19 protein-coding genes are annotated in these 24,395 nt (G+C 42.2%); 13 read left to right on the top strand and 6 right to left on the bottom strand.

Features of this window, described 5'->3' with window-relative positions; genetic code table 11:
* Positions 1-22: 22 nt before the first annotated feature.
* Both NT136_01270 and NT136_01275 read left to right on the top strand, forming a co-directional pair.
* A complete protein-coding gene (locus NT136_01270; GenBank protein MCX6765574.1) occupies positions 23-943 on the top strand; it encodes an AAA family ATPase in 921 nt (306 codons plus the stop codon).
* A 1-nt stretch (position 944) separates the two neighbouring features.
* Positions 945-1,874 carry an FtsQ-type POTRA domain-containing protein gene (locus NT136_01275; GenBank protein MCX6765575.1) on the top strand — a complete coding sequence of 310 codons (930 nt, stop codon included), beginning with the start codon at positions 945-947 and terminating at the stop codon, positions 1,872-1,874.
* Between the two features lie 38 nt (positions 1,875-1,912).
* Here the strand turns inward: NT136_01275 and NT136_01280 are convergent, their stop codons facing one another.
* Entirely contained in the window at positions 1,913-3,730 is a 1,818-nt protein-coding gene (locus NT136_01280; GenBank protein MCX6765576.1) for a glycosyltransferase family 39 protein, read from the bottom strand.
* Positions 3,731-3,745: 15 nt separating this feature from the next.
* Positions 3,746-5,344, bottom strand: a complete 1,599-nt coding sequence (locus NT136_01285) for a glycosyltransferase family 39 protein (GenBank protein MCX6765577.1) — start codon at positions 5,342-5,344, stop codon at positions 3,746-3,748.
* 298 nt (positions 5,345-5,642) lie between these two features.
* Between NT136_01285 and NT136_01290 the strand changes: the two genes are divergently transcribed.
* The 4 genes from NT136_01290 (at position 5,643) to NT136_01305 (ending at position 11,913) form a co-directional block, all read left to right on the top strand.
* Positions 5,643-8,534 (top strand): hypothetical protein, encoded by a 2,892-nt coding sequence (locus NT136_01290; GenBank protein MCX6765578.1) that lies wholly within the window; start codon positions 5,643-5,645, stop codon positions 8,532-8,534.
* A gap of 31 nt (positions 8,535-8,565) precedes the next feature.
* Positions 8,566-8,877: a DUF5663 domain-containing protein gene (locus NT136_01295; protein MCX6765579.1), complete on the top strand. Its 312-nt coding sequence runs from the start codon at positions 8,566-8,568 to the stop codon at positions 8,875-8,877.
* Positions 8,878-8,952: 75 nt separating this feature from the next.
* Positions 8,953-9,387, top strand: a complete 435-nt coding sequence (locus tag NT136_01300; GenBank protein MCX6765580.1) for a hypothetical protein — start codon at positions 8,953-8,955, stop codon at positions 9,385-9,387.
* Between the two features lie 36 nt (positions 9,388-9,423).
* Positions 9,424-11,913 (top strand): type IV secretion system DNA-binding domain-containing protein, encoded by a 2,490-nt coding sequence (locus tag NT136_01305; protein ID MCX6765581.1) that lies wholly within the window; start codon positions 9,424-9,426, stop codon positions 11,911-11,913.
* Between the two features lie 113 nt (positions 11,914-12,026).
* Here NT136_01305 and NT136_01310 read toward each other — a convergent pair whose 3' ends face one another.
* A complete protein-coding gene (locus NT136_01310; protein ID MCX6765582.1) occupies positions 12,027-14,318 on the bottom strand; it encodes a hypothetical protein in 2,292 nt (763 codons plus the stop codon).
* A 117-nt stretch (positions 14,319-14,435) separates the two neighbouring features.
* Between NT136_01310 and NT136_01315 the strand changes: the two genes are divergently transcribed.
* The 6 genes from NT136_01315 to NT136_01340 all read left to right on the top strand — a co-directional run bounded on the left by NT136_01315 (position 14,436) and on the right by NT136_01340 (position 19,990).
* Positions 14,436-15,038 (top strand): hypothetical protein, encoded by a 603-nt coding sequence (locus tag NT136_01315; GenBank protein ID MCX6765583.1) that lies wholly within the window; start codon positions 14,436-14,438, stop codon positions 15,036-15,038.
* Positions 15,039-15,044: 6 nt separating this feature from the next.
* A complete protein-coding gene (locus NT136_01320) occupies positions 15,045-16,094 on the top strand; it encodes a DNA recombination protein RmuC (GenBank protein ID MCX6765584.1) in 1,050 nt (349 codons plus the stop codon).
* Positions 16,095-16,148: 54 nt separating this feature from the next.
* Positions 16,149-16,559: a hypothetical protein gene (locus NT136_01325; GenBank protein MCX6765585.1), complete on the top strand. Its 411-nt coding sequence runs from the start codon at positions 16,149-16,151 to the stop codon at positions 16,557-16,559.
* 105 nt (positions 16,560-16,664) lie between these two features.
* Positions 16,665-18,350, top strand: coding sequence for a glycosyltransferase family 2 protein (locus NT136_01330; GenBank protein MCX6765586.1), 1,686 nt, complete (start codon positions 16,665-16,667; stop codon positions 18,348-18,350).
* 138 nt (positions 18,351-18,488) lie between these two features.
* The gene (locus NT136_01335) at positions 18,489-19,523 is read left to right on the top strand and encodes an MraY family glycosyltransferase (GenBank protein ID MCX6765587.1); all 1,035 of its coding nucleotides are present in this window, start codon (positions 18,489-18,491) and stop codon (positions 19,521-19,523) included.
* A 29-nt stretch (positions 19,524-19,552) separates the two neighbouring features.
* Entirely contained in the window at positions 19,553-19,990 is a 438-nt protein-coding gene (locus NT136_01340) for a DUF192 domain-containing protein (GenBank protein MCX6765588.1), read from the top strand.
* Between the two features lie 172 nt (positions 19,991-20,162).
* On the opposite strand, the gene NT136_01345 is transcribed toward NT136_01340, so the two are convergent.
* From NT136_01345 to prfA, 3 genes are all read right to left on the bottom strand, one after another.
* Positions 20,163-20,753 (bottom strand): hypothetical protein, encoded by a 591-nt coding sequence (locus tag NT136_01345; GenBank protein MCX6765589.1) that lies wholly within the window; start codon positions 20,751-20,753, stop codon positions 20,163-20,165.
* Between the two features lie 889 nt (positions 20,754-21,642).
* A complete protein-coding gene (prmC, locus tag NT136_01350) occupies positions 21,643-22,545 on the bottom strand; it encodes a peptide chain release factor N(5)-glutamine methyltransferase (protein ID MCX6765590.1) in 903 nt (300 codons plus the stop codon).
* Between the two features lie 108 nt (positions 22,546-22,653).
* Positions 22,654-23,718, bottom strand: coding sequence for a peptide chain release factor 1 (prfA, locus tag NT136_01355; protein MCX6765591.1), 1,065 nt, complete (start codon positions 23,716-23,718; stop codon positions 22,654-22,656).
* Positions 23,719-23,864: 146 nt separating this feature from the next.
* Here prfA and NT136_01360 point away from each other — a divergent pair.
* Positions 23,865-24,395: hypothetical protein (locus tag NT136_01360; protein MCX6765592.1), on the top strand; the 531-nt coding region annotated here is incomplete at its 3' end.

The raw sequence follows: 24,395 nt of genomic DNA on the forward strand, positions 1-24,395 counted from the left end.
TATGTTATATGTTTCATGCTTTATGAATATAATTGGCCATCAAAAAATACTAAATTTACTGGATCGAAGCTTAAAGCGGGACAGTATTTCCCAGGCCTATCTTTTTGCCGGCCCAGAGTCAGTAGGGAAATTTACCATTGCCCAGGAATTTGCCAAAAGCGCAATTAACGGAACTGATTTTATCTCATCAGTCAGCCGTAAAAGAGATGAAAAAAGCCGACCCCTTTTAGATTTAATAATCGTGGAACCCGAGAAAGAAGAAAAAAGGGGAATTACAAAGGAAAAGGAAATAAAAATAGAGCAAATACGGAAAGCCCGGAAAAACCTTCTGCTTTTTCCTTTTCAGAGAAAATATAAAGTGTTAATCGTAGACAATGCGCACCGAATGAATGAAGCATCCCAAAACGCGTTGCTGAAAATTTTGGAAGAACCCAACTCCACCTCCGTTATTATTTTAGTCACCCATGATGAATCAAGAATTCTGCCCACGCTTAAATCGAGATGTCAAAAAATATTATTTTCCCTCGTCAGTGAAGAAAAAATAAAAAAAGGTCTTGAGAAAAAAGGAATGCTGGTTAGCAACGAGCTTATTTCCTTGTCTCTCGGTCGTCCCGGAATAGCTCTGACTATCAGCGATAAAAGGGAAGAGTTTCTTTTGAGGCAGGAAGCATTGGAACAGCTCCAGGGCCTTCCGGCGCAAAGCTTAAACCAGCGGCTGGAAATGGCGGAAGAATTGTCAAAAAACATAGTTAAGACGGCAAAAAAATTAGAGCTGTGGATCTGGATAACGCGTTTGCAGGGACTGAAAGAATTTCAGCGGAAGGAGCAATCCGGCCAGAAGAATTTCAGCCGGGCTGAACTAATTGAAAAAAGCCTTTCTGTTCTTCAGCAGACCAATGCCAATAGCCGTCTGGTGCTGGAGAATTTATTAATAAATCTTTGAAATGGTCTTTTGGAGAAATAGAAAAAAAGATTCAAAAAAAATCCTTCTGCGCAAAAGCACTCGAGAGTTTCCGCGCCGCTCTTTCGATGACCCACCCCGATTTTTAAAAGTGCTTTATTATATTTTGCTGATGCTGTTTTTGGGGGTAACAGTATATGTTTTCTTTTTTTCTTCCTTTCTTCAAGTAAAGTCGTTCGCAATAAAGGGAATAAAAAGTTTGCCTTCCGAGGAAGTCCTGAGAAAAATAACTTCTCCGCTGGAGGGGAATTATCTGGGGTTTGTTCCCAGGAATAATTTGGTCTTGATTTCTGAAGAAAAACTGAAAAGTGATCTCTCGCGCCAGTTTCGAAGGATTAAATCAGTGGAAATCAAAAAGTCCTTTCCCGATCTTTTAGCAATAAACATTGAAGAGAGGGTATCACTAGTTCTCTGGTGCTCGGGAGGCCCCTGCTATCTAGTTGACGAACAGGGATACGCCTATAATAATGCTGACCTCGATTCTCCGGAAGTAACCCAGAATAATTTAATCCGGCTGGTTGATATAAGTGCCCAGCCAGTAAACATCGGCGAACGCTTGCTCAGTAGCGAGTATCTGAATTTTGTGATTGCCGCCAGAGAAGCCCTTAAGAAAGAGTTAGGTATAGAGCTATCCGATGAGTTTCAAACAAGATCGCGTTTTGCGGAAGAAATTCAGATTGAGACATCCGAGGGCTGGAAGGCATATCTTTCCAGTCAGCTGCCTCTTAATCAGTCGGTAAGGACGCTCAAAACCTTTCTGGAGGAAGAAGTTGATTCATCAAAACGCGGCCGCTTGGAATACGTGGATTTGCGGGTGAATAATAAAGTTTATTATAAAATGAAAGAAGAAGATAAAAGTCAAAATGTTTCGGAGGATAAATCAGAGGATAAGAAAGGAAAATCCGAGGAGTGAGTAATAAAGTTTCCTAAAGTTGAACTTTAGAATTTACTTTACTTTGCCGGAATGTAATAGATGAAAATTGAGTCGCCGGCCCGGGCGTAAGGCGAATATGACTTCAGCCACTCGTAGCTTTTTTCTCCCGGCTGTTTTGCCTTGCTGATGTTTTCCATCAAGAAACCGGCGGAGATGGCGTACCATCCTGCTTCGGGATTATTACCGGAATGCCAGGGGATAAAAGCGTTGCCAAAATAATAGCCGGGATTCGATCCGCCGAAGTAATCAATGCGGATTTTGCTGATGGGGTCTTGCGGATGTGATTGATTGTAATCGCTGACCCAATTCCGCAGCCGCTTCAGATCCTGCCCCCAGTCAGCGTTTGAATCCGTGACGTACTTATATCCATTCTTCGGTCCTCCCACCAGTTGGTTAAAATAAGAAAGATAGCTGGGAAAGAATATTAACGGTTCCAATACAATCCAGATTACCAATCCCGCCAGGATTATTTTGAAGGTCTTTTTGGTTGTTTCGGAGTTGGCGCTTTTGATCCAATCAAATACTTTTTTGGAGACCAGAACATAGGCAAAGGGAAGAATGGGAAATAAATGGCGAAAACCAATATTAAGATTGCCGGTAATGCTAAGGTAGACATAGAGAGCGATAAAAGCCAGCATTGTGTAATAGGCGACTCCGGTTTGCAGATAAAATTTAATTGTTCCTCCGATTTTTGCCAATATATTACCCGGGTAGGAAAATATGTTTTTTACGGTCTGAAAAATAGCTAAACCCGCCGCAGCCAGGAGAAGCAGAAGGAAAGGAATTGTTTCTTTAATAAGAAATACTACGGGGAAGTAAGCCGGGGAAGCATGATTGGAAACATTTCCCAGGAAGTAATAAGTATTGCCTCCTTCCACGCGCACAAAGACCATAAAGACGCCCAGAAAATATTCACTCAAGGGCTTGAGAAAAGAAATAGCGCTCATTTTAATAACAATGGATTTAGAAATAATTCCCATTCCGGAATCGGAAAAAACTGCTTTGGAAATATCCTGGACTTTTTCAGCCGGCATATTAAAGGTGTTGTAAAAGTACACAATCCAAATTATTGCGAAGCAGATGATAATAATAAGCATATACTTCCCAACGTACTCCCAAATTTTTGCCCAGCGGAATCGAGAGTCGCTTCTCTGGTCGAAACCCGGCTTCTTTTTCGCCAGCGCGTAGGTGATTGCAATGATTCCAAAAACAGGAAAGAGGAGAACGCCGGAAAACTTGGCCAGTTCCGCCAGAGCCAGGAATACGCCGGCCAGCACGGTGTTTTTCCAGTTCGGGTTTTTGACGAATTTTACGAAGAAGTAAAAAGCGATAAAAATAAAAGCAGCGATTCCAATATCCGTGGTAACGTAATGATTGTGGCCCAGAATGTTGGGGTCAAAAGCGTAAAGAACAAGGGCAAAAAGTCCGGCGGCGGTTCCGGCCAGTTCTTTCGTCCAGCGGAAGATGAAAAATCCCAAAAGCAATGCAACCAGCAAAATCGGAACCCGCGACCAAAAAGTAATCGCGTCAGCGTTATTTTGATGGATGAATTTATTTCCTAGATTCCATTGCTCGTTGACACCGCTCATCCAAGCCGGATCATCAGTCGGGAACTTGACGTTGAGAAAAAGCAAAGGAATGCCGGCCAGATCCTTGAGAAGGGGCGGATGTTCGGGGTTAAGCCGCATGTCGTTGTATTTCACGTAGGTGTAAGCTGAGGGAATATGCGCCTGTTCATCCATTGTTGTTGACTCCTGGGAAAAAACTATCAGGGAAACGGCAAAAAACCAGCCGAGAATTGCCAAAACAATGAAGGTGGAATATTTTTTAAGCATAGTGGTTTGGTAATTTTAATTTATAATTACGGCTATAAAATCCGAAGGATAGCCGGGTCTTGAGTCAATTTTTTCCACTTTGGCGTTAGGATAAAATGTTTTCAGCCGGTCAATAACACCTTGATTGTAGCCCATAAGGATAATAACCATAGGTTTTTCAAGCACAATATCAGAACCGCGTTTTAAAAATATCACTTCTCCTGCCTTCCGGTAGGTCAGGTATTTAATCACATGAGCGCTGATAGGAAGACCGTCTTCCATAATCTTGCCGCTTCCGTTGACGAAAACATATTTGTGAATGGAAGCCGGGGTGCTATTGAGGTAAAGCGACATATTTTTCAGGTTTTCATTAAACTGTCCGTGCTGTTCCGGCCGGTGATTCCAAAATACGAAATATTTAATTGTCTCGGTGGCGCCTATAGAGATAAAAGCGATGGCAAGGAGAGAAATGACAGAGAGTTTGAAAAAGTATCCTGCCCGTCCTGCTCTTCCCAAAACCCACAGGATGGAGATGGTGGCAATGATAAAAACCACCGGCATTGTTCCAATTGAACGCAAAGCATGAGGAAGCCCTTCAGCAGTGAGAAACTCCGGCATAAGCATCACCACAAACCAGGCCAAAAGAAAAAGATAAATCTCAAATTTTTTGTCCCGGACACCGTGACGGAAACGCAAAATGAGAAGGTGCGCGGTCTTTATCACCAGATATATCAGCCCGGTTAGGAAGAAAAATCCCGCAATCGGATTAAGAATGGGATAAGGCGGGTAATTATGCCGCCAGTTCTGGTCGCCCCAGAAATTGTATTTTATCAAACTTAATCCCAAACTTTTTCCCAGTGTTTCGAAAAGATGCCCTTTGTTGACTTCGGAGGAAAACACCGAAATGCTGCCGGAGCGGGACTGAAAATGTTCCGGGTGTTTGACAAAATCGTAAAGCATGGGAGAAACCACAACCAAAATGGCAATAGCAAAAACAATAATTGGCTTCCAATTTTCCTTAAGAAAATTTTTCCGGTTGATAAGAAGAATTATAAAGAGTGATACCAAAATAAGAGGAGCAATCCGAAAGGCGATATAAGTGTGGAATCCCAGTCCGAAAATAAGACCGGCTAAAATAAAATTTAAATAATGTTTCGTCCGCAGGCCGCGGAAGAGGAAATAAAAAGAGAAAGTGAGTAAAAAAGGGACCATAATTGCCCGGAAAGAAATGCGGGAAAAATTAATGGCCCAAAAGGAGAAGGCCAGAAGATACGCGGCAATCAGCCCCGATCGGGTGCTGCGAAACAGCTCCTTTGTCAGAAGATAGATTCCTAAAACGGTTAGTGTTCCGAAAAGAATTGACCAAAACTTAATCCCCAGTATGGTATTCCCGAATATTTTAATGGAAAAGGAGATAAGGTTCATAAATAATCCCTCCCGGCCATAGTTGTTGGTGTAAAAAATTTTGTAATCGCCGGTTTCATTGGCTAAAATCGCATCGGTGCCGTTCACTGATTCGTCGGGATAAATGCCGGCCGGGATACTGTCGATTTTATAAATTCGCAAAAACAGGGCAGTCAAAACTATCGCTGAAATCAATATCGCGTTGGCAATTTTTTCATTTCTGTTTTTCATTGGTTTGTGTTTTTAGCCGTGTTTCTCCGCCTACGCAGAAGACCGCGGACATGAGACCGGGGATGAATGTTATATAACTCTTCTGCTTCGACGGATTTCACTCCGCCGAAGAAAAAGGCAATACCGGATGCGCAAGTTTGCGGAGATTCATTTTCCTACTCCATTATAGCATAAATTTCTGATTATTTGGTTATGCACACGCATTCATCGCGAAGCGCTTTTGTGGTATAATTGAATCAAACAAACGAAGTAAGATTTAAGCCAATAGAGACCTGGTCTCTCTTTTGGGATTTGAAAAATGAAAGATAAAGGAAATATTATTAATGTATATTCGAGCGATCAAGGAAAAAACAGGCCCCGTCTTTTCGACATGCTTAAGGAAAATTCCGGTTCTGGTGAGAAAATAACTAGTGAGGAGAAAAAATTACCTGAAAAAAGCGTTGGGGCAACTTCAGGTTCGGAATTTAAACCGCTGGAGAAGCCAAGCGGAATTGATTCCGAAAAGGGGATAGAAAGTGAACAGCTAAAAGCCGTTCCGGAAAAACCGTTTGATGAGAAGCAAAAAGAGCGGCTGCTTAGTAAGGAAAATAAAATATTTTTAGATGATTTTAAAGAAAAGATTGAAAAAGGAATCCTGAAAAAACTTAACAAATCGGATGAGAAAGAAAATGAAAAATTGGAAGCTAAAAAAATTAGTAAAGCGCTAGAAACCCTTTCTGTACTCAATAAAGGCAGAACATTAGCAATCGAGAGAGGTGATAATTGGTCAGATATTAATATTCGCAAGACGCAACCGGATGAGGTTGAGGAATTAAGTCCAGAAGGATTAAAATTAGTTCTGTCCAAAGAAGAAGAATACAATGCAGGACTAAGAAAATTAAGTGAAAAAAAGGAAAAAGAAAAAGAATTAACAAAAAGGGATAAGGGAAAGAAAGAAGGAAAGAAAATAACTTTCAAAACAAAAAAAGAAACTAAGCAAGTTAAAGAAGAAAAAACCGAACTGTTAAAGAGTTCTATTGTTGTGGCCCTAGAAAAAACTAGCGGAATGCCGCAGGAGAGTATTAAGAAGGAGAAAGAAGCTGATAAGGAAACACCAGAAACATCTACAGCGAAGGAAGATATAAGCGCTGAAGACGCAAAAAAACGCAACGAGGAATATATCCGCAAGCACCGGGAGGAAATGAAAGATTATCACCCTCGTATGAAGGCGGAAGAGGTTGAAAGAAAAAGAGCGGAAAAAGCCCAGAAAGAAATTGAAGCTACAGAATCAGATAAAGAAAAGGCGAAGCGCGAGTACAAAGAAACGCAGGAAAGGCAGGAAAAATTAAGGCAATCAAAAGAAGAACTAGATCAAGCCCGCCCCGACTATGCCGAGATGGATTATAAAAAAAGAAAATTATGGATGAATGTGAGAAATTATTTCGGCAATATTATCGGGAAGGGTTGGAAAAGCAGATTTAGGAATGACATAGAAACTGAAAAGGCAAAAGATTCAAGCGGCGAAGAAAGGGAAGTTATCAAAGACGAGGATGTCGCCTATATGGAAGCGATCTATTACAACAAGCTCTTTAACTACAAAAACGCAGTTTTGGAAGATATTCGGGAGCGGGGACTTTCCGGAGAAGAAATTAAAAAAGAATTGGCCAAAGAAATACTCTTTTTAGATCACGATGAACCGCTTAATTTATGCAATGCCCGCACGCAGGCCAGAACTGAATATCTAAAGCAGGATAAAAGTTTGTTTCATCTAGCGGAAATGACAATTACCAGATTCCTTAATTTCTACAACAAGCTCCCGCGCAAAACAAAATGGGCAATCACCGCCGGAGTGTGGGCAAGCGGATCAGCAGCTTTAATTGGCGGAAAAAGGATTTTAGCCGGCCTCATAATGGGTGCGGGAACAGCGCAATTTTTAGATGTCGTAGAAAGACAACTTGACTTTCGAAAGTCCCGCAGGGAAACAGAGAAGATGCTAGCGGGATTTGAAGGAAGAGATGACCAACTGAAGGATTTGGATAAGATTCTTAAAGAAAAAATTTTTCAGTCCGATGCCAAGTTTCAGCGCCGCAAATGGCTGTCATTCTATAATAGAGCAGTGGGAACGCTAGTCGCGACTGCAATTTGCTCCGGCGCTATGGCGGAAATTACTCACTGGCTTTCGGAAAAACTGGGACTGGCTGTTCCCGAAAAACTTCCTTCAGAAGAAAAAGTAACAGCGCCGGAAGGGGCAATAGCACCGGAAGAAACGCCAGCGGAAGTTGTGTCACCGGTGGAACTGGCGGTGGAAAAGGGAAGCAGTTTGGAGGGGTCAATAATAAATTATCTTGAGCAAAATCCGGATTTAATGGAAAAGTATCAAGGACTTCATGGCGGGCGGGAATTTAATTCCGGGCAAATCGCCCACCGGATGGCGCTGGAGTGGGCAAAGGATAACCCGAATTTCCCCGAAGGGCCGCCGAGTTTAATCCATCCGGATACTAAAATAACCATTGATCCGGAGAATTTAAAGATAATAAATGTTGAAGACCCGCAAGACCTCGGATATTTGCCGGAAAAAGAGGAGTTGGCAGGAAGCGTGCGAGAAAAGATAGCTGAAGAAATAAAAAAGCCAGAATTTGCCCGCGCGGTTGAACTTGAGCACGCGGGACTGCGCGAATCCCCGGGTGATTTTGCGGCGGAAATTGACGAGTTGAACCAAAGCCAGATTGAAGAAGCGGAAAATCGTTTTTCTGAACTGGATCAGGATGTTAAAGAAGCTCAAGAAGATATTCTTCGCCGTTACGATACCAACTATGACGGGCGCTTGGATGACTGGGAAAAGCAAGACGGAGGCGCGGAGGCGGATCTTGAGCGAATTGAATCAATGGAGCAGCAGAAAGAAATGGAAGCGGGAAAAATAGAACAACTGGCAAATTCCATCGGTGATTTTAAGTCCAATGTGACGGCACTGCGTAAAGGACTCTCATTGGGTGATATCAATAACTGGAGCGCAATGAAGAATATGACATTTGAAAATGCGCAGGATACCATGGATATTTCTTTTCGCAAAAAACTTTCTTTGCTAGTCAAGTACTGCCGTGATGAACTCAAACTGGGAAATACCGCTCGCCCTCGATCCGAGGAGACACTGGAGGAATGGACCCGGAGAATTGCCCGGATTGCTCCGCCAATAAAAGATAAGGCATTTTAATTAAAGTAATTTTTTTAATTTTTTAAAATTTATGGACCAATTATCCGACAGCCAGAATCCGGCCGTCAAGCAATTAATCAAAGAGCTGGGCATAGAAAAACTTCCCCAGGACGCCCAAAGCGACATAATTATCAAAGCGTCAGAAGCGCTTCTCAAGAGAATTTTTCTGGAAACGATGGAACAGTTGGGCGAAGAAAGCCGGACCCAGTACGAAAAGATGATTATTGACGGCGCCTCGCCGGCCCAAATGGAAGAATTTCTGAAAGCCAGCATTCCAAATTACGAAGGGGTTGTCCAAAAAGTAATCGATGAGTTTAAAGAGGAAATAAAAGGTAATTTATAACTTAATAACTTAACTGCCTGACTGCCCACAACTCAATTTCAAAGTTTCCGGTTGTAGGTTGTTAGCGCTTAGTTTATGTCCAACCTCGAACCAATTGAAGAAAAAGATCTTAACATAGAGGGAAAATTCAAAGGCGAGAAAAAAGAGACGCCTCAACCAGAGGCAGAAAAAGAAATTTTTAAAATTGAAAAAGAAACGCCGCCTGAAACAAACCCGGCTGAAAAAGAGGGCGCTTACGGAAAAATACTTTCTAAAATAAAACAATTGGGCCAGCCGGTTTTAGGCGAGGAAGAAATAAAATCCGACGCCGAGAGTGTTTTTCAAAAGAACGACGCCCAGAGCCAAATCCAGCATCTGGTGGACATAGCATTGCAAAAAGGAGTAGTCCACGCGGTAAAAGTGGCCAGTCACCTGGAAAATAATTATGTGCTGGATATGTTTCATGATAAACTGCTAGCAGATGAGCTCCACAAGGCGCTTACTGAAAAAGGACTGATAAAAGATCTGTAAATTGTAAGAAAGTAAAACAAAAATAGCAACAAAAAAATGTTTCCCTTTGATCTCAACGCGATTTTTATCCCAGCTGTTGCGCTTTTGTCACTGGCAGTGTTTACCAGCGGCGCTTATTTGATGTTTCGCAGCTTTTTTCTTTTCCGGGCCCAGATCAGTCGTTCTATAAACACGGACTTGGAAGTAGTGCGGGTGTCCCGGCTGATGATAAAGAAAGAGGAACAAGTGAAAGAAGGATGGAAGGAGGAAATCGGGGCGATGGAACAGCTCTTAACCACACTTTCAAATGTAAAAGAAAGGAAATCATTTTTTTTCCGCTTTCTTTATGACGAACCGAGCATTGTGTTGGAAATCGCCAAGCCCGCCCAAAGCGAAGAAATATTTTTCTACATTGCCATTCCCAAAAAGTTCAGAGAATCCGTGGAAAAGCAAATCCACGCCTATTTTCCCAATGCGTCGCTCGAAAAAGTTCCCGATTACACCATTTTTTCCCCAGTTGGCTTTACGGCGGCGGCGGTGCTCACGCTTAAAAACAAATCAGCCCTTCCCTTCAAGACCTATGAGACAATGGAAGTTGATCCGCTTAATGAACTTTCCAATGCTCTTAGCAAGTTAAAAACTGAAGAAGAAGGAGCGGCCATCCAAATTGTGCTTCGGCCGGCCGGCTTGCAGTGGAAAAGCTTCGGCCGGACAATCGCCCATAAAATGCAGCAGGGGAAACGCCTAAGGGATGTTTACTCGCCGTCTCTTGCCAGAAACTTAAGTAAGGAATTGCGGGGAATGATGGCTAGCACCAGCCAGAAAGAATTTTCTCAAAAAGAAAGAGAGGTAATTCAGCTTACCCCCGAAGAGCAGGAGCTTATCAAATCAATTGAAAGAAAGTCCAATAAAGTCGGATTCCGGGTTAATATCCGCCTGCTGTCGGCCGCGGCAACTCAACAAAAAGCCGAAGAAATCCTCTCTCATCTGGAAAACGCCTTTATTCAATTTGAAAACTCTGACATTAATCATCTGGTGGTGAAAAAAAGAGTCAAGGCAAAACGAATTGCTTTTAATTACATCTTCAGGGAGTTTAGCGAGCAAGATTCAATTATTCTCAACACCGAAGAAATAGCCAGTATCTATCATTTTCCTATTTCCACCACCGAAACGCCGAAAATAAAATGGCTCAAGGCCGGCGCGGCTCCGCCTCCGCCCAACATTCCCGCAAGCGGGATTCTTTTGGGCTACAACGATTATCGCGGGATGAAAACGGACATTCGCCTGGCGGAAGATGATCGCCGCCGCCACTTGTATGTTGTCGGGCAGACCGGCACCGGAAAATCCGCCTTTCTTCAGGAAATGGCTAAGCAGGATGTGAAGAGCGGAAAAGGAGTATGCTTTATTGATCCTCACGGGGATGCGGTGGCTGATATTCTGACGGCCGTGCCCAAAGAACGGGCTGAAGATGTGATCTTTTTTGATCCTTCCGACAGTGAGCGCCCCTTCGGGCTCAATATGCTGGAATACGACCGCCCGGAGCAGAAAACGTTCGTGATTAATGAGATGATTAATATCTTTGACAAACTTTATGATTTGAAACAGACCGGTGGGCCGATGTTTGAACAGTATATGCGAAACGCCATGCTGCTGGTGATGGAAGATCCGGCTTCCGGGTCAACGCTTATGGAAATTCCCAAGGTTCTGGCCGACGAAAAATTCAGAAGGATGAAGCTGGCCAAATGCGCCAATCCGGTAGTAAGTGACTTCTGGCTTAAGGAAGCGGAGAAAGCCGGCGGGGAAGCGGCGCTGGCCAATATGGTGCCCTACATCACTTCCAAACTAACCCAGTTCATCGCCAATGACCTGATGCGTCCCATTATCGCCCAGCAGAAAAGCACTCTGAACTTCCGCCAAATTATGGACGAGAAAAAGATTCTTCTCATTAATCTTTCCAAGGGCAAGATCGGCGAAATGAACAGCTATCTTTTGGGAATGGTGATCGTGGGAAAAATTCTGATGTCGGCTCTTTCCCGGGTGGATATTCCCGAGAGTGAAAGAGGGGACTTTTACCTTTACATTGATGAATTTCAAAACGTGACAACCGATTCCATTTCTCAAATTCTCTCTGAAGCCCGCAAGTACCGCCTCAATCTCACCATGGCTCATCAGTTTATCGGGCAGCTGCGTGAGGAAATTTCCAAAGCGGTCTTTGGAAACGTGGGATCAATTTGCGCTTTTCGGGTCGGACCGGAGGACGCGGAATTTTTGGAAAAGCAATTTGCGCCGATATTCACCGTCAATGATCTAGTAAACGCCGACAATTATAATTGCTTCGTGCGTCTTTTAATTAGCAATGAATCCACCAAGCCCTTCAATATGAAGACCTATCCGCCTACCGGCGGCGACCAGGAGGTTGCCAACCATCTCAAAGAACTCTCCCGCCTCAAATACGGCCGCGACGCGCAAATTGTCAACCGCGAGATTCTGGAACGGATAAAACTGGCCAACACGCCCGGCGAGAACGAACACCTCCCGGCTTTGTAACAAAAGGATTCCCAAACAAAAATTCCTAAAGTCCGGCTTTAGGGATTTTTAAGGTTTCTTACGTTACACTTTATTCCGATCTGGGTGAAGTGTATTAAAAGAATTTACAAATATTATTGCAAGTTAAGAAAAACCGCTCCACCTTCAGCGGTTATGAAGTAGGCCTTGTTATTTTTGGGATCAATTGAGAGCTGACGGGCGCCTTTGAGAAATTCGTGATAGTACTGGGAAATTATTTCTCCGTTTTTCCTCAGCACCACCAGCCGGGAATTGGAAATGTCAAGAACGTATAATTTTTCCATCTGGCGGGTGGTTGCCACTTTATCAAAGTGAATGGGTGTGGCGCTTTTTTCCACTGCCAGCTCCTGCTTTTTTCCCCGAAACAACTTTACCAGTTCCGCCCCGGTGGCAAGGTACACATTTTCATCTATGGCGATATCTTCCGCATCACCGAGATTCATCTCTTCTTTTAACCAGTTGGTTTTGGGCCCGAATCCGCCCTCCGCGCGGGGGTAACGGTATATTTGGTTAGAATTGACGTCAACCAGATAAAGATAGGTAAGATACGAAGCCAAAGATTGAACCTTGGCGTTTTCCGGTATCCCAATTTTATTCTCTTTAATATCGCGGGAAATGGTGCCAAAGGAGAAAATTTTGTTTCGATCAGTGAGAAGAAAAATCAGTTTAAGGTCCTCCATATAAGTTGAGTCTAGAACATTTCCGGCTTCTTGAGGCAGAGAAAATTCGCTGGTGCCGCCGTTTTCCTCCCGCTGAATTATTTTTTGCGGCGCGATAAGGAAAAGATTATTATTAGAAAATTCGGCGGTGGTTATTTTTTCACTAACAGGAATTACCTCCACCCCGGCGGAAAGATTGATATTTTTATCAGCGGCTAGAACTTCCCGCTGGCTTTTTTCCTGCGGCACGGCGGGAGGGAAAGTACTTCTTTTATTTTTTATGCCGATTATTACCAGCGGGACGATTAAAATAGCCAGAAGGATAAGGATTCCGTACAGGCGCTGCTGATAAGTCAGGACGGAAAATGCAGATCTCGCTTTTTTGAGATCAGGAAGAAACTGGCGGGTTTTTTCGCGGAAAGCAGTCAGGGTTACTTTTCCGAAAGGCGCAAAAATTTTATCCTTCACCTTTTCCGGGCGCTCTGCTGCTTGAGGCGGGGCTGGCGGAATATCAAGCGAATCTTTTCTTCTGGGTCTAAGGCCCCGCAGCAAGGAGAGAAATTTATTTATTCCTTGAGCCACAGTCATCCGCAGCCGGCTGCGCATGTTCCAGAGAGCGTCTTTAATTTTTCGCTTGAGAATTACCAACCAGAGCCGAAATTTGCCGGAAAACCGTAAGTAAATGCCGGCCAGTCGTTCTTTGAACAGGAACCAGTAGGGGCCCAAAGGAGCGCGCCGATATGTTTTTGCCTCCTCCTCTCCCTGCACATAAATATGCCCGGTTTTTTTATCAACGTAATCAGCTTCTTTTCCGGAAGGCATCGCCGGTCGGGGTTTGATTTTTTTCGGAAAGGCCTTCTCGCTGAAAACATTAAAGATATCCTCGCCGGATTCTTTTGGCTTCTCTTTTTTTCTTTTTGCCCTTTCTGCTTCAAAAACATCAATGATGATTGACGCGGCCACTTCTGTTTCGTTTACTAGGGCGGTTTTCAGGAATTGGGCAAATTTCTCCCGAGGGAAACGAGAGGCGTTTTTTTGAAGATCGGCTAAGGAGAAAATTTGAAAAATGTCATCCGAGGTAATAATGACTTTGTCTCCAGTTTTTAATGCTCCATCGGAAACATTAACAAATGTTTTGAGCGGATGGGGCTCTTCGCCGCCGGGAGCCAGTCCTTCGCTGATATCGCTCGGGATGCCGTTTCGGAAAATAAATACTTTGGCGCTGCCGGTAACGCTGAAGTGGAGCTTGTTTTTATCTTCTTCCAGAACGCAAACAGCGGCATCAATCGCTCCTAGCCAGTCAACGTTTCCATTTTTGGCCAGTTCGGAAAGGGCGACGTTGGCTTTGTGCAATGCCATATCCAAACCGTCCTCAACCGAACGCCGGGGGTTAAGGTAGTATTCTTTTTTAATAACGGAAGTCAGAAAATTGACAATGTAAGCCGAATCCTCACTTAAATTCCCGATTTTAAAAAATCCCAGAAGCTTTCCGAGCGGTTGCTGAATGATGTTAGTAGGAATGTGATAAAAGGACTCAATATAAGGCCTGAATTTTGAGTTATTGACGACAGAAATAGGGAAGATGAAAGTTTCTGTTGCCGGATCCGAGCCAATTTTTCCATTGATTTTTTGAGGCATAATTGCACCTTCAGTATAGCACAATTCTTCCAGTGCGCCACAATTTTTTGTGGATGTAAGGGGGCTTACCCCGCCCCGCCCTTTTGTCACAAAAGGGCGGGGTTTACTTTTTAAAATGTTGGTGGTAGTATACTATTTGAAGATATATGGCACTATTGTGGCTTCATCTTAGGCAAAAATATTTTAATTTCGTAAACAAGCAAATGTATGTCTGAAATTCTTGAGATTTTATTTGGCACCCGGGCCAAAGCGCGGCTGCTGCGGTTTTTTCTGCAGAATCCTGATCAGGAATATTTGCTGGCGGAGGTCGCGAAGAAAAACTTGCTGAAAAATTTTCAGGTTAGAAAAGAAATCCGCGATCTGAAAAAGATAAAGTTTATTACTAAGAGAGTAAGAAAGAGAAAAAATTCCTATATTCTAAACCAGGATTTTCCCTTTTACCCGGAACTCCGCAATCTTATCGTCAAGTCAAACATTTATCCGCAGTGCCGGAGTTTAGGAAGGGTGAAAGGCATCGGGGAAGTAAAGCTGGCGCTCATCAGCGGGACTTTTTTGAACTATCCCCGGAGCAAAGCCGACATCGTAGTAGTGGCTAACAACGTGAACCGGTCGAAACTGCGCAATGTTGTCAGCAACCTGGAAGCCGAGATCGGAAAAGAAATCAGCTATGTTTTGATGAACAGCGAGGAGTTCAAATACCGGCTAAATATGACGGATCGCTTTCTTCTTGATTTTCTGGAAGGGCCTCACGACGAGATTGTCAACAAGATTCCCACTCTGCGCCGGTTTATTGCCGGGCTGAAGAGATAAAAAAGAATGTCCACTTCACTAATCATTATTGCGGTCGTTATTGCTCTGGCCATCCTTTTTTGGCTTGTTTTTGGCGTGAAAAGAAAGCAGGATCAGGAAGAGAAAAGCGAGAAACTAGCAGTGATACTTGAGCGGCTGACAGTGCTCACAGAGGAAAACCGCGAATTGCGCCGGACAATGGACAACAAGCTTTCTGAAACTCACCGGGCTCATCAGGAACAAATCAGCCAAACGATTAAAACAGTTCGGGACGTAGTGGCGGGACTTACCAAATTGGAGGAAACAAATAAGCAAGTGATTAATTTTTCGGCCCAACTCCAGAATTTGCAGGATATTTTGAAAAATCCCAAGCAAAGGGGAGTGCTGGGGGAATATTTCCTGGAAGAGACGCTAAAAAATGTGCTGCCGCCTAATTCATACCAGATGCAATACGGTTTCAAAGACGGAACCATTGTTGACGCAGTAGTTTTTGTAAAAGAAAGAATTATTCCAGTGGATTCCAAGTTTTCTTTAGAAAATTATGAAAAGATCTTAAACACAACTGATCCCGAAGTCCGCGAAAAACATGTCAAACAATTTAAAAATGACCTCAAATTCAGAATTGATGAGACGGCTAAATATGTAAAACCTGACGAAGGAACTATGGATTTTGCCTTTATGTTTATTCCTTCAGAATCAATTTATTATGATTTATTAACGAGTGCCGTTGGAGTAGTGAACTCCAGAGATTTAATTGACTATGCCTTTAAAGATAAGCATGTTATTATTGTTTCTCCTACTTCCTTTCTGGCTTATCTTCAAACAGTCCTCCAGGGTCTTCGCGCGCTTCAAATCGAAGAAAGCGCTAAAGAGATCCGCTCTAATGTTGAAAAACTAGGCAAACACCTTCTCACTTTTGAAGAGTTTATGAAAAAATTGGGATCGAGCATGGGTACGACAGTCAGCCACTACAATTCCGCTTACAAAGAATTAGGAAAAATTGACAAGGATGTTGTTAAAATAACAGGGGGCGAAAAAAGCATCGAGCCGCTAGTGCTAGATAAGCCAAAAGAATAATAAGCAAAATTAAAATTAAAAATTATCAGTGGCTTTAAGAAAAGCAAGAGAGCAATGATTATTGAAGAAGAAAAAACAAAAGAAAGGACTAGCCTGAAAGCAAAAATCAGGCATTTTTTTGCTCAAGATTTTTTTCGCAACGCGATCGTCCACTGGGCTCTCATTGGAGCGTTTTTTTTAAACATAGCCAACTGGGGGCTTCTGGCTTTTTTCATTCGCCCAGTTGACTTTCCCATTATTCTCCACTATAACGTATATTTCGGGGTTGATCTCATTGGGGATTGGTGGCAGGCGTATTTTTTGCCCCTCATGGGAGCGGCAATTATGGCGGTTAACATAACCCTCGCCCATTTTTTTTACCGGAAAAAGGAACGGATCGCTTCCTACCTTTTGCTGCTGGCTGCTTTTTTTGTCCAGGTAGGAACTTTGATAGCCAGCGCCAGTGTTGTTTTAATAAACTACTAAAATCATGTAACTTGTAACCCAAAACCCGCAATGCGGAAACTTGCCCGGCGGTTGAAAATGAAAATTCTTGTGTTTCAGGTTACAGGTTTCAAGTTTTAGGATACTATGTTTTCTTTTCCTGATCCAAAAACTAAAAATCCGAAAGAAAGAAGATTCCAGCGGACTCTGGAGATTATTCCCGGAATCTTAACCTGGACCACCATTTTAGGAATGCTGGTGTTTTCTTTTCTGCTTCCGGTTTGGGTGGCAGTGTTCATTATTGCTTTCGACGTGTACTGGATTTATCGGACGATTTATATTACCGGCTATTCGCTGATTGCCTATCGGAAGCTTCGGGAAGGAAAAAGCATTGACTGGTGGGAGCGATGCCAGCGAATTTCTGATCCGCGCCAGTACGCTCTTGATATCGCGGAGAGAGTTAAAGCCCTCAGAAAAAATCTTGGCGGCGGACTTTCTTTAAGCGAACAGTGGAAAATAAAAAAAGAAATTCGGCGCCTGAAAAAATACCGGAGGGAAATAAAACATCTGGAACGCATCAAGGATAAAATCTGGGATTGGAGGAAAATTATTCATGTGGTCCTTCTCCCCACTGCCAACGAGCCGGCGGAAGTCATTGAACCGGCAATCCAGGCGGTAGCGGAAAGCAATTTTCCCAATCAGCAGATTATAATCCTTTTGGCCACTGAAGAGCGCGAACCGGCAGAGCAGCGCCTGAAAAAAGTAAATTACCTGAAAAACAAATTCAAGGGAGTGTTTCGCGATTTTCTGGTGACAACCCACATTGTGAAAGAAGGAGAAATGAAGTGCAAGGCCTCAAATGCCGGCTTTGCCGCCCGTCGCCTTCAGCATTACTTGGATGAGCAGGGCATTGATTATCAGCGGGTTATCCTTTCCAATTTTGACTGCGACAGTGTTTGCCATCCGCAATATTTTGCCGCTCTCACTTACGCCTACATCACCGATCCCAAGCGGCTCAAGCGGGCCTATCAGCCGCTTCCGATGTATCACAACAATATTTGGGACACTAACGCCTTTGTGCGCGTCATCGTTACCAGTTCTTCTTTTTGGCACATGTTCCAGAGCACCCGCAAAAGAATGGTGACTTTTTCTTCTCACAGCGAGCCGTTTGACACGCTGGTGAAAGTTAATTTCTGGCCGGTAAATATGATCAGCGAGGACTCAATTATTTACTGGAAATGTTTTTCCTATTTCCATGGCGACTATAAAGTAAAGCCGATTTATCTTCCCATTTCTCTTGATGCCGTGCTGGCCCAAACCTACTGGCGAACGATTAAAAATCAATATAAGCAGAAGCGGCGCTGGGCTTATGGAATAGAGAATTTCCCGGTCATTATGCGTTCTCTCTGGCCGGATAAGAAGGTTGCTCTCTTTGCTAAAATAAGAGCCGCTGTGGAAATGCTGGAAGGGCACCACTCCTGGGCTACGGCACCATTGATTTTAGCTTTTCTTGGCTGGCTTCCCTTAATTTTTGGAGGTAATCAGTTCAATGAAAGCGTGCTGGCTCACAATCTCCCTTTTATCACTCGCTATCTTATGACGCTGGCGATGTTTGGTTTAGTCGTGTCAATGTTTTTAAGTTTTGGGCTGCTGCCTCCCCGGCCGAAAAAGCATTCGCGCAAAAAATACATTTATATGTTTTTGCAGTGGATTCTTGTGCCGATTATTGCTCCCACTCTCGGAGCAATGCCCGCTATTGATTCCCAGACAAGGATTTTGATTAAAAAATATTTTGGAGAATTTTGGGTGACGGAAAAAATAAAAAAACTTTAGTTTTTTTATTTTTTCAATTCTCAATTCTCAAACAATGATTAATCTAGCAATTTTTAAATTTTAAAAATTTAGTCATTGTCCGCCAAAGGTGGATTCCCGCCTGCCGGCGAAGCAGGTAAATTGGAAATTTATAGTACTATGAATATCTCTTTATATCTTTCACCCTTTATAACTTCTTTTCTCGCGTCAGTAGTTCTGATAGCCGCTACTATTTGGCTTTGCGGAAAATTCAATGGACTGATTTCAAAAAGAAAATCTTCCCGCCATGTTTCCGGGAAAAGAATTTCCAGATTGGGCGGAGTGGCTATTATTTTATCTTTCAGTCTGGCTATTTTTTTGGACCCCAATTTGTTTATTTCCCAATCTCTCTGGGGGATACTTATTGCCTGCGGCTTGATTCTGGTCGTCGGCCTGTGGGATGATTTTCGGGAACTGGATTGGAAAACCCAGCTCTTTTTCCAAGTTGCCGTCGCGGTTTTTGTCTTTATTATGGGAGTGCGGGTGGAATATATTACTAATCCTTTCGGCGGGGTCCTGTTTTTGAATCTTGGAAAATATCTTCTTCCCAGTTTGTTTTTTGTCATTGGCTGGCTGGTGCTTCTGATGAATTCAGCCAATTGGCTGGATGGCGTTGACGGTCTAAGTGGAGGAATCTCTCTGATTGGCTCGCTTACCATATTTTTCTTAAGCTTGAAGCCCGAAGTGAATCAACCGCCGGTGGGAATTATCGCCGCGGCTTTGGCGGGCGCCCTAGCCGGATTCTTGCTTTTTAATTTCCACCCGGCGAAGATTCTTGCTGGCACCGCCGGATCGATGTTTATGGGTTTTATACTGGCGGTTCTGGCGGTCTTTGCCGGAACTAAAATCGCCACCGCACTTCTCATTATGACCATTCCCATCATTGATGCTCTCTGGGTGATTGGAGAGCGGCTTCGGGCAGGAACTTCCATTTTCAGGCCGGATCAGCGCCATCTGCATTTTAAATTGGTGGAACTTGGCTGGTCGCAGAGAAAAATTACCTTATTTTTTTACGGTGTGATTTCAGCTATTGCCTTAGTAGCGTTAAACACCCGGGCGATCGGAAAAATGATTACTATTATTTTGGTTTTGCTGATAACGGTTGCAGTCCTTATTTTTGTAAACAGAAAGTTAAAAGCGGCAAAAACTGCTTAACCTGAAAAGGGATAAAGAAACTTACTACAATGAAAAAAATATTTTTGGTATTGCTGTCGGTATTTTTATTTGGCGGGGCGGTTTATTATTTTTCCAGCAGCTGGAGCGGCGATAAAGGACCAAAAATTAATATCGGCGAAAAAGAATTTTTAGTGGAGATCGCTGATAATAGCGCAGAAAGAAGCAGGGGACTAGGGGGAAGGGAAAGCTTGTGCCAAGAGTGCGGCATGCTGTTTGAGTTTGCGCGGCCCGGCGTTCACTCTTTCTGGATGAAAAATATGCAGTTTTCCTTGGATATTATCTGGATTTTGGATGACAGAGTGGTCTTCATCGCGAAGAATGTCCCAGTGGATCTCAAAGGTGTCATTAATCCTGGCGTTTCGGCTGACAGAGTTCTTGAAATAAACGCTGGGTTGAGTGAGAAATACGGAATAAGAGAAGGAAGTCAGGTAAAAATAGGCAATTAGTTTTTCTTCATTTCGTTTGCGGCTGAAAGTGTAGATTGTCGGATGCAATAAGCAAAAGCCCCGTCGTTACGGGGCTTTTGCTGGCATTAGGCCTGATATCGAAAGAAATGATTTTCCTAAGAATAAAGAACTTAAATGTTGTATTTGTGTTTTAATTCGGTGCAACATTTTTTTAAGACAGTGACGGAACCATCACGGCATATTTGTGAAGGTTCTTAAGCTGCTTGTCGTTAAGTTGCTTTGATTGCTCAATCGCTTGTCGAATAAGGTCTTTGTTAAATTCCGCAGAAGTTCCCACAAACACTCTTCCCTTGAATTCTGCGTGTTTTCTAAGATAGTCCTCGATGTAAATCTTGTGTTCCGGAGTGAGTGATGAGTCGGGATTTTTTTCCAGGTAGTTCGCTAGCGCTCGGCGAGCTAGATGAGTGACGCCGTCTCCGCGTCCTGCCGTTTCAATGAATGATCCCTCTGTTTCTTTGCTGGCACCAGCAGTAACTTGTTCTTCTGATTTGGACGCTTCAGCTTTTTCCTCCTCCTGTGGTGTGGTTACAGCTGCTTCTTCTCCGACTTCCGCAGCTTCCTCGCTTAACTGTTCTATAGCGCCTTGCTCTTCAGTTCCAGCAGGTGTCTGCGTTCGCTTCGAATATGAATAAATTCCTCCCGCGATGGCGATAACAATGACAACGCTGATGATAATACGAAGGTTGTCTTGAATCCATCCGCGGATTGTTTGGGAGGTCTCTTCTGTTTTTTCCTCATCCATTCATATCACCTTCCTTTCTAGAGTTAATTATTAATGTACAGCTTGCGTTGAAGCCGTTCTCCCTTACCGCAAGGAAAGGGACTACTCGACCTCTTTTGTCTTTTTATTCTATCCCACGCGCTTTTTGGCGTCAACTGGACAAAAAACGGCATTTCTGGTGTAATATAAAGTTTTGTAAAATCAAATATCAAATATTAAAAATCAAAATTGTTGGATAAGTTTTTGATTTAGCTCCTTTTTTAAATGTCCGGAGGTCTTTTACAAAAACCCATTTTTTGTCTTACTAGCATCAGAAGGGTAATTTTGTGAATAATTTTTAACTTTGAAATTTTTTATTTAAAGCATGTTGTACCCAAATATAAAAAATGGAAGCTCCAGGTGAAGAAGCAATAAATATTTTTAAATTTTGCTTTGTCATTTTTCATTTTGATATTTGATTTTTGATTTTAATAGGCTGTGGATAACTTTCTTGCATTGATTTTTTAAAAATATGTTCTATAATTATAAGTAGGGAATAAAATACTGTTGACATATTTTCCGAAAAGGTATTGTACTAATATAAAGAGAGTGGTATAATAAACATAACAAACGGTTTTTAAAAATAAAAAGTAAAACAAAAATTTTGTTGGAACCTCGCGCGACATTATTGCTGCGCAATTAGAGATTTAAACAAAATTATCGAAAGGAGGTGACTCAAATGGCAAAGAAAAAAGCAAAGAAAAAGAAGAAGAAAAGATAATTCTTCTTGTACGTTTTCTTTTTTTGGTTTAGTTCTAAACCAAAAGTTAGCTTAAACCCCCGCTTTCTGGCGGGGGTTTAGCGTATTAAAAAGTCAAAAATTAAAGGTTAAAAGTCAAAATTTTAGTGTCTTGTGAAGCGGAACATTTGTTTAGATTATGACTTCACAGACCCTCCATTTGCTGGCGAGATCTTTGTGGAATTTTATCTTTGACGCAGGAAAGCAAGATTTTATCAGTTTAGAAATTTTTAATTTTTGTTCATGACTGATTTCCATGAAACATGTAACATGGAGCATGGAACACTCGTTTTTTAATTTATTTAATTGTTTTAAAAGTTTTGCGTAATATCCCAATCCGTTCTGCGGACTAAATAAGGCGGATTTTGGTTCATATTTTCTGACGCTTTTCAGGGCTGGACTATATATTTCTTTCGAAAGATAAGGGAGATTAGCTAAAACGATTAAATTGTTGCATTGCTGCATTGTTAAATTGTTAATAAGCTTTTTGTTTTTTAATAAATCAGATTTGAAAAAATAGATATGTTTGTCAACTTTGTGTTTCTTAGCGTTATATTTTGCGACTAACAGAGCCTTTTGGGAAATATCCGTGCCATAAAAATTAATATTGTTATATGTTCCATGCTTCATGTTATATGCTAGTGAAATAATGATATTTCCGCTTCCCGTACCCACATCAATAATAATATTTTGTAACCCGTAACCCGCAACCTGTAATTTGTTTTTTTTAAGTTCTTTTAGCACTAAATCAACCAGTAATTCGGTTTCGGGGCGGGGGATGAGAACGTTTTTGTTAACTTTGAAATCCAAGCTATAAAATTCTTTGCGGCCTAGAATATAAGCCAGCGGTTCATGCCTCCGCCTTCTTTTTATTAAAGTTTTAAGTCGCGAGTTGTGAGTGGCTGATATTTTATAATCCGGGTGGGCAAGCACAAATTCCCGCGGTTTTTTAAGAACAGAGGCGATGATGAGTTCCAGATCCAAGAAATCTATTTTTTTATAGTAATTGATGCAAAAATCTTTGATGGTTTTCATAAATTTCTAATTTCTAATTAACCTAATTTCTAATCAAATCCCAATTTAAAAATGACCAAAAAATTATTTACTAGTTGGTCATTGGGATTTATTTAGGTCAATTAGAAATTAGGAATTAGAAATTTTCAATTTAATGTCTTCTTCTTGTAAGGTATTAATAAGATCTTCAATATTTCCATCGAGGATTACTGGGATATTGCTCCAAGATTTTTTTATCCGGTGATCAGTGACGCGGTCCTGGGGAAAATTGTAAGTTCTGATTTTTTCACTGCGGTCCCCGGTGCCAATTTGGGATTTCCGGGCGTCGCCTATTTCTTTAGATCTTTTTTCTTCTTCCATTTGCAAAAGGCGCGAGCGCAAAACCTTCATCGCCTTTTCGCGGTTTTTTAGCTGAGACTTTTCATCTTGGCAGGAAACGACGAGACCGGTGAGCAGATGAGTAATGCGTACGGCGCTATTGGTAGTATTAACCGACTGGCCGCCCGGTCCCGAGGAGGCAAAAGTATCAATGCGAATGTCATTGGGATCAATTTTAAGTTCAACTTCTTCGGCTTGGGGAAGGATGGCAACGGTGGCGGTGGAAGTGTGGATCCGCCCTGATTTTTCCGTTTCCGGGATCCTCTGGACCCGATGAACGCCGGATTCGTACTTCATTTTGCCATATGCTCCAGCACCGTTAATTTCAAAAATAATTTCCTTGAATCCGCCGATGCCGATGCGGTTGGAATTAAGGATGATGGCTTTCCAGCTGTTTTTTTCAACGTAGCGAGAATACATCCGGAAAAGATCGGCGGCAAAAAGAGCCGATTCGTCTCCGCCGGCGCCGGCCCGGATTTCCACGATGATATTTTTGCTGTCATTGGGATTCTTGAGAACAAGCAGTTTTTCCAGCTCTTTTTCCAGTGCTTCTTTCTTCCGGGACAGTTTCATATTTTCCTCCATTGCCATTTGTTTGAGTTCCGGATCCTCATCAGAGTTAATAATTTTGGCATTCTCTTTCATTACTTTTTCAATTTTCTCCAGTTCTTCAGCGACTCTTACGATTTCCGCCAGTTCCGCCTGCCTTTTGCCCAACTCCGCCATTTTTCGGGAATCAGAAATAATCTCGGGCAATCCGAGCTTTTCCTGAATTTGCTGGTATTCTTTTTTCAGTTCTTCAATTTGATTTTTCATCCCGTTTTGCTACAATTTAACTATAATTTTAGCTTAAAAATAAGCAAAAGTCAATTAATTTGCATAAAAACGAGTTAAGTGAAATAATCATTTTTTTTATTTATTTGAAATATCTGGCGATTTATTTTTTTAACTCAAATAAAACCATGGAAAATAAAATGGAAACAAGCGGAGCAACATCCGAAAAAGAAAATAAATTAAAGGCCGAAAAACTTCATTCAGTTATTACTCGATCTCTTGCAGATGCAAGTGAATATTTTTTAGAAGACATTCCGATATCCAAGGAGGAGATAATCGAACTCATACCCGGTATTTATAAAGATTATCAGATTGATGAAGCTATCCCATCCGATGATATTATAGACAAACTTTATCCGTTATTTTTGGAAGATTGGGAAAGAGAAAGAAAAGATAGGGCTGGCTTTGAAAGAGATGAGGATTGGCCTGATCCAAGTGATTGGCCAACAGACATTAAAATAGAAGATTCTTATCCTGATTTTGAAACATGGAAAAAATCAAGTGTTTTAAAAACATCTGAAAGTCCAAGGGAAAAATCGGTAGAGCGCCTCATGTCATTGCATGATTTTTTGAATTTGCTAAAGGAAGAAATAATATCCGAGCTTTCCAAGATAGATAATGTGGGATTAACCGATGAGCAAAAGGAATATTTGGGCATA

This window comes from Candidatus Moraniibacteriota bacterium (assembly GCA_026396275.1).
Lineage (GTDB): Bacteria > Patescibacteriota > Minisyncoccia > Moranbacterales > JAPLXC01 > JAPLXC01.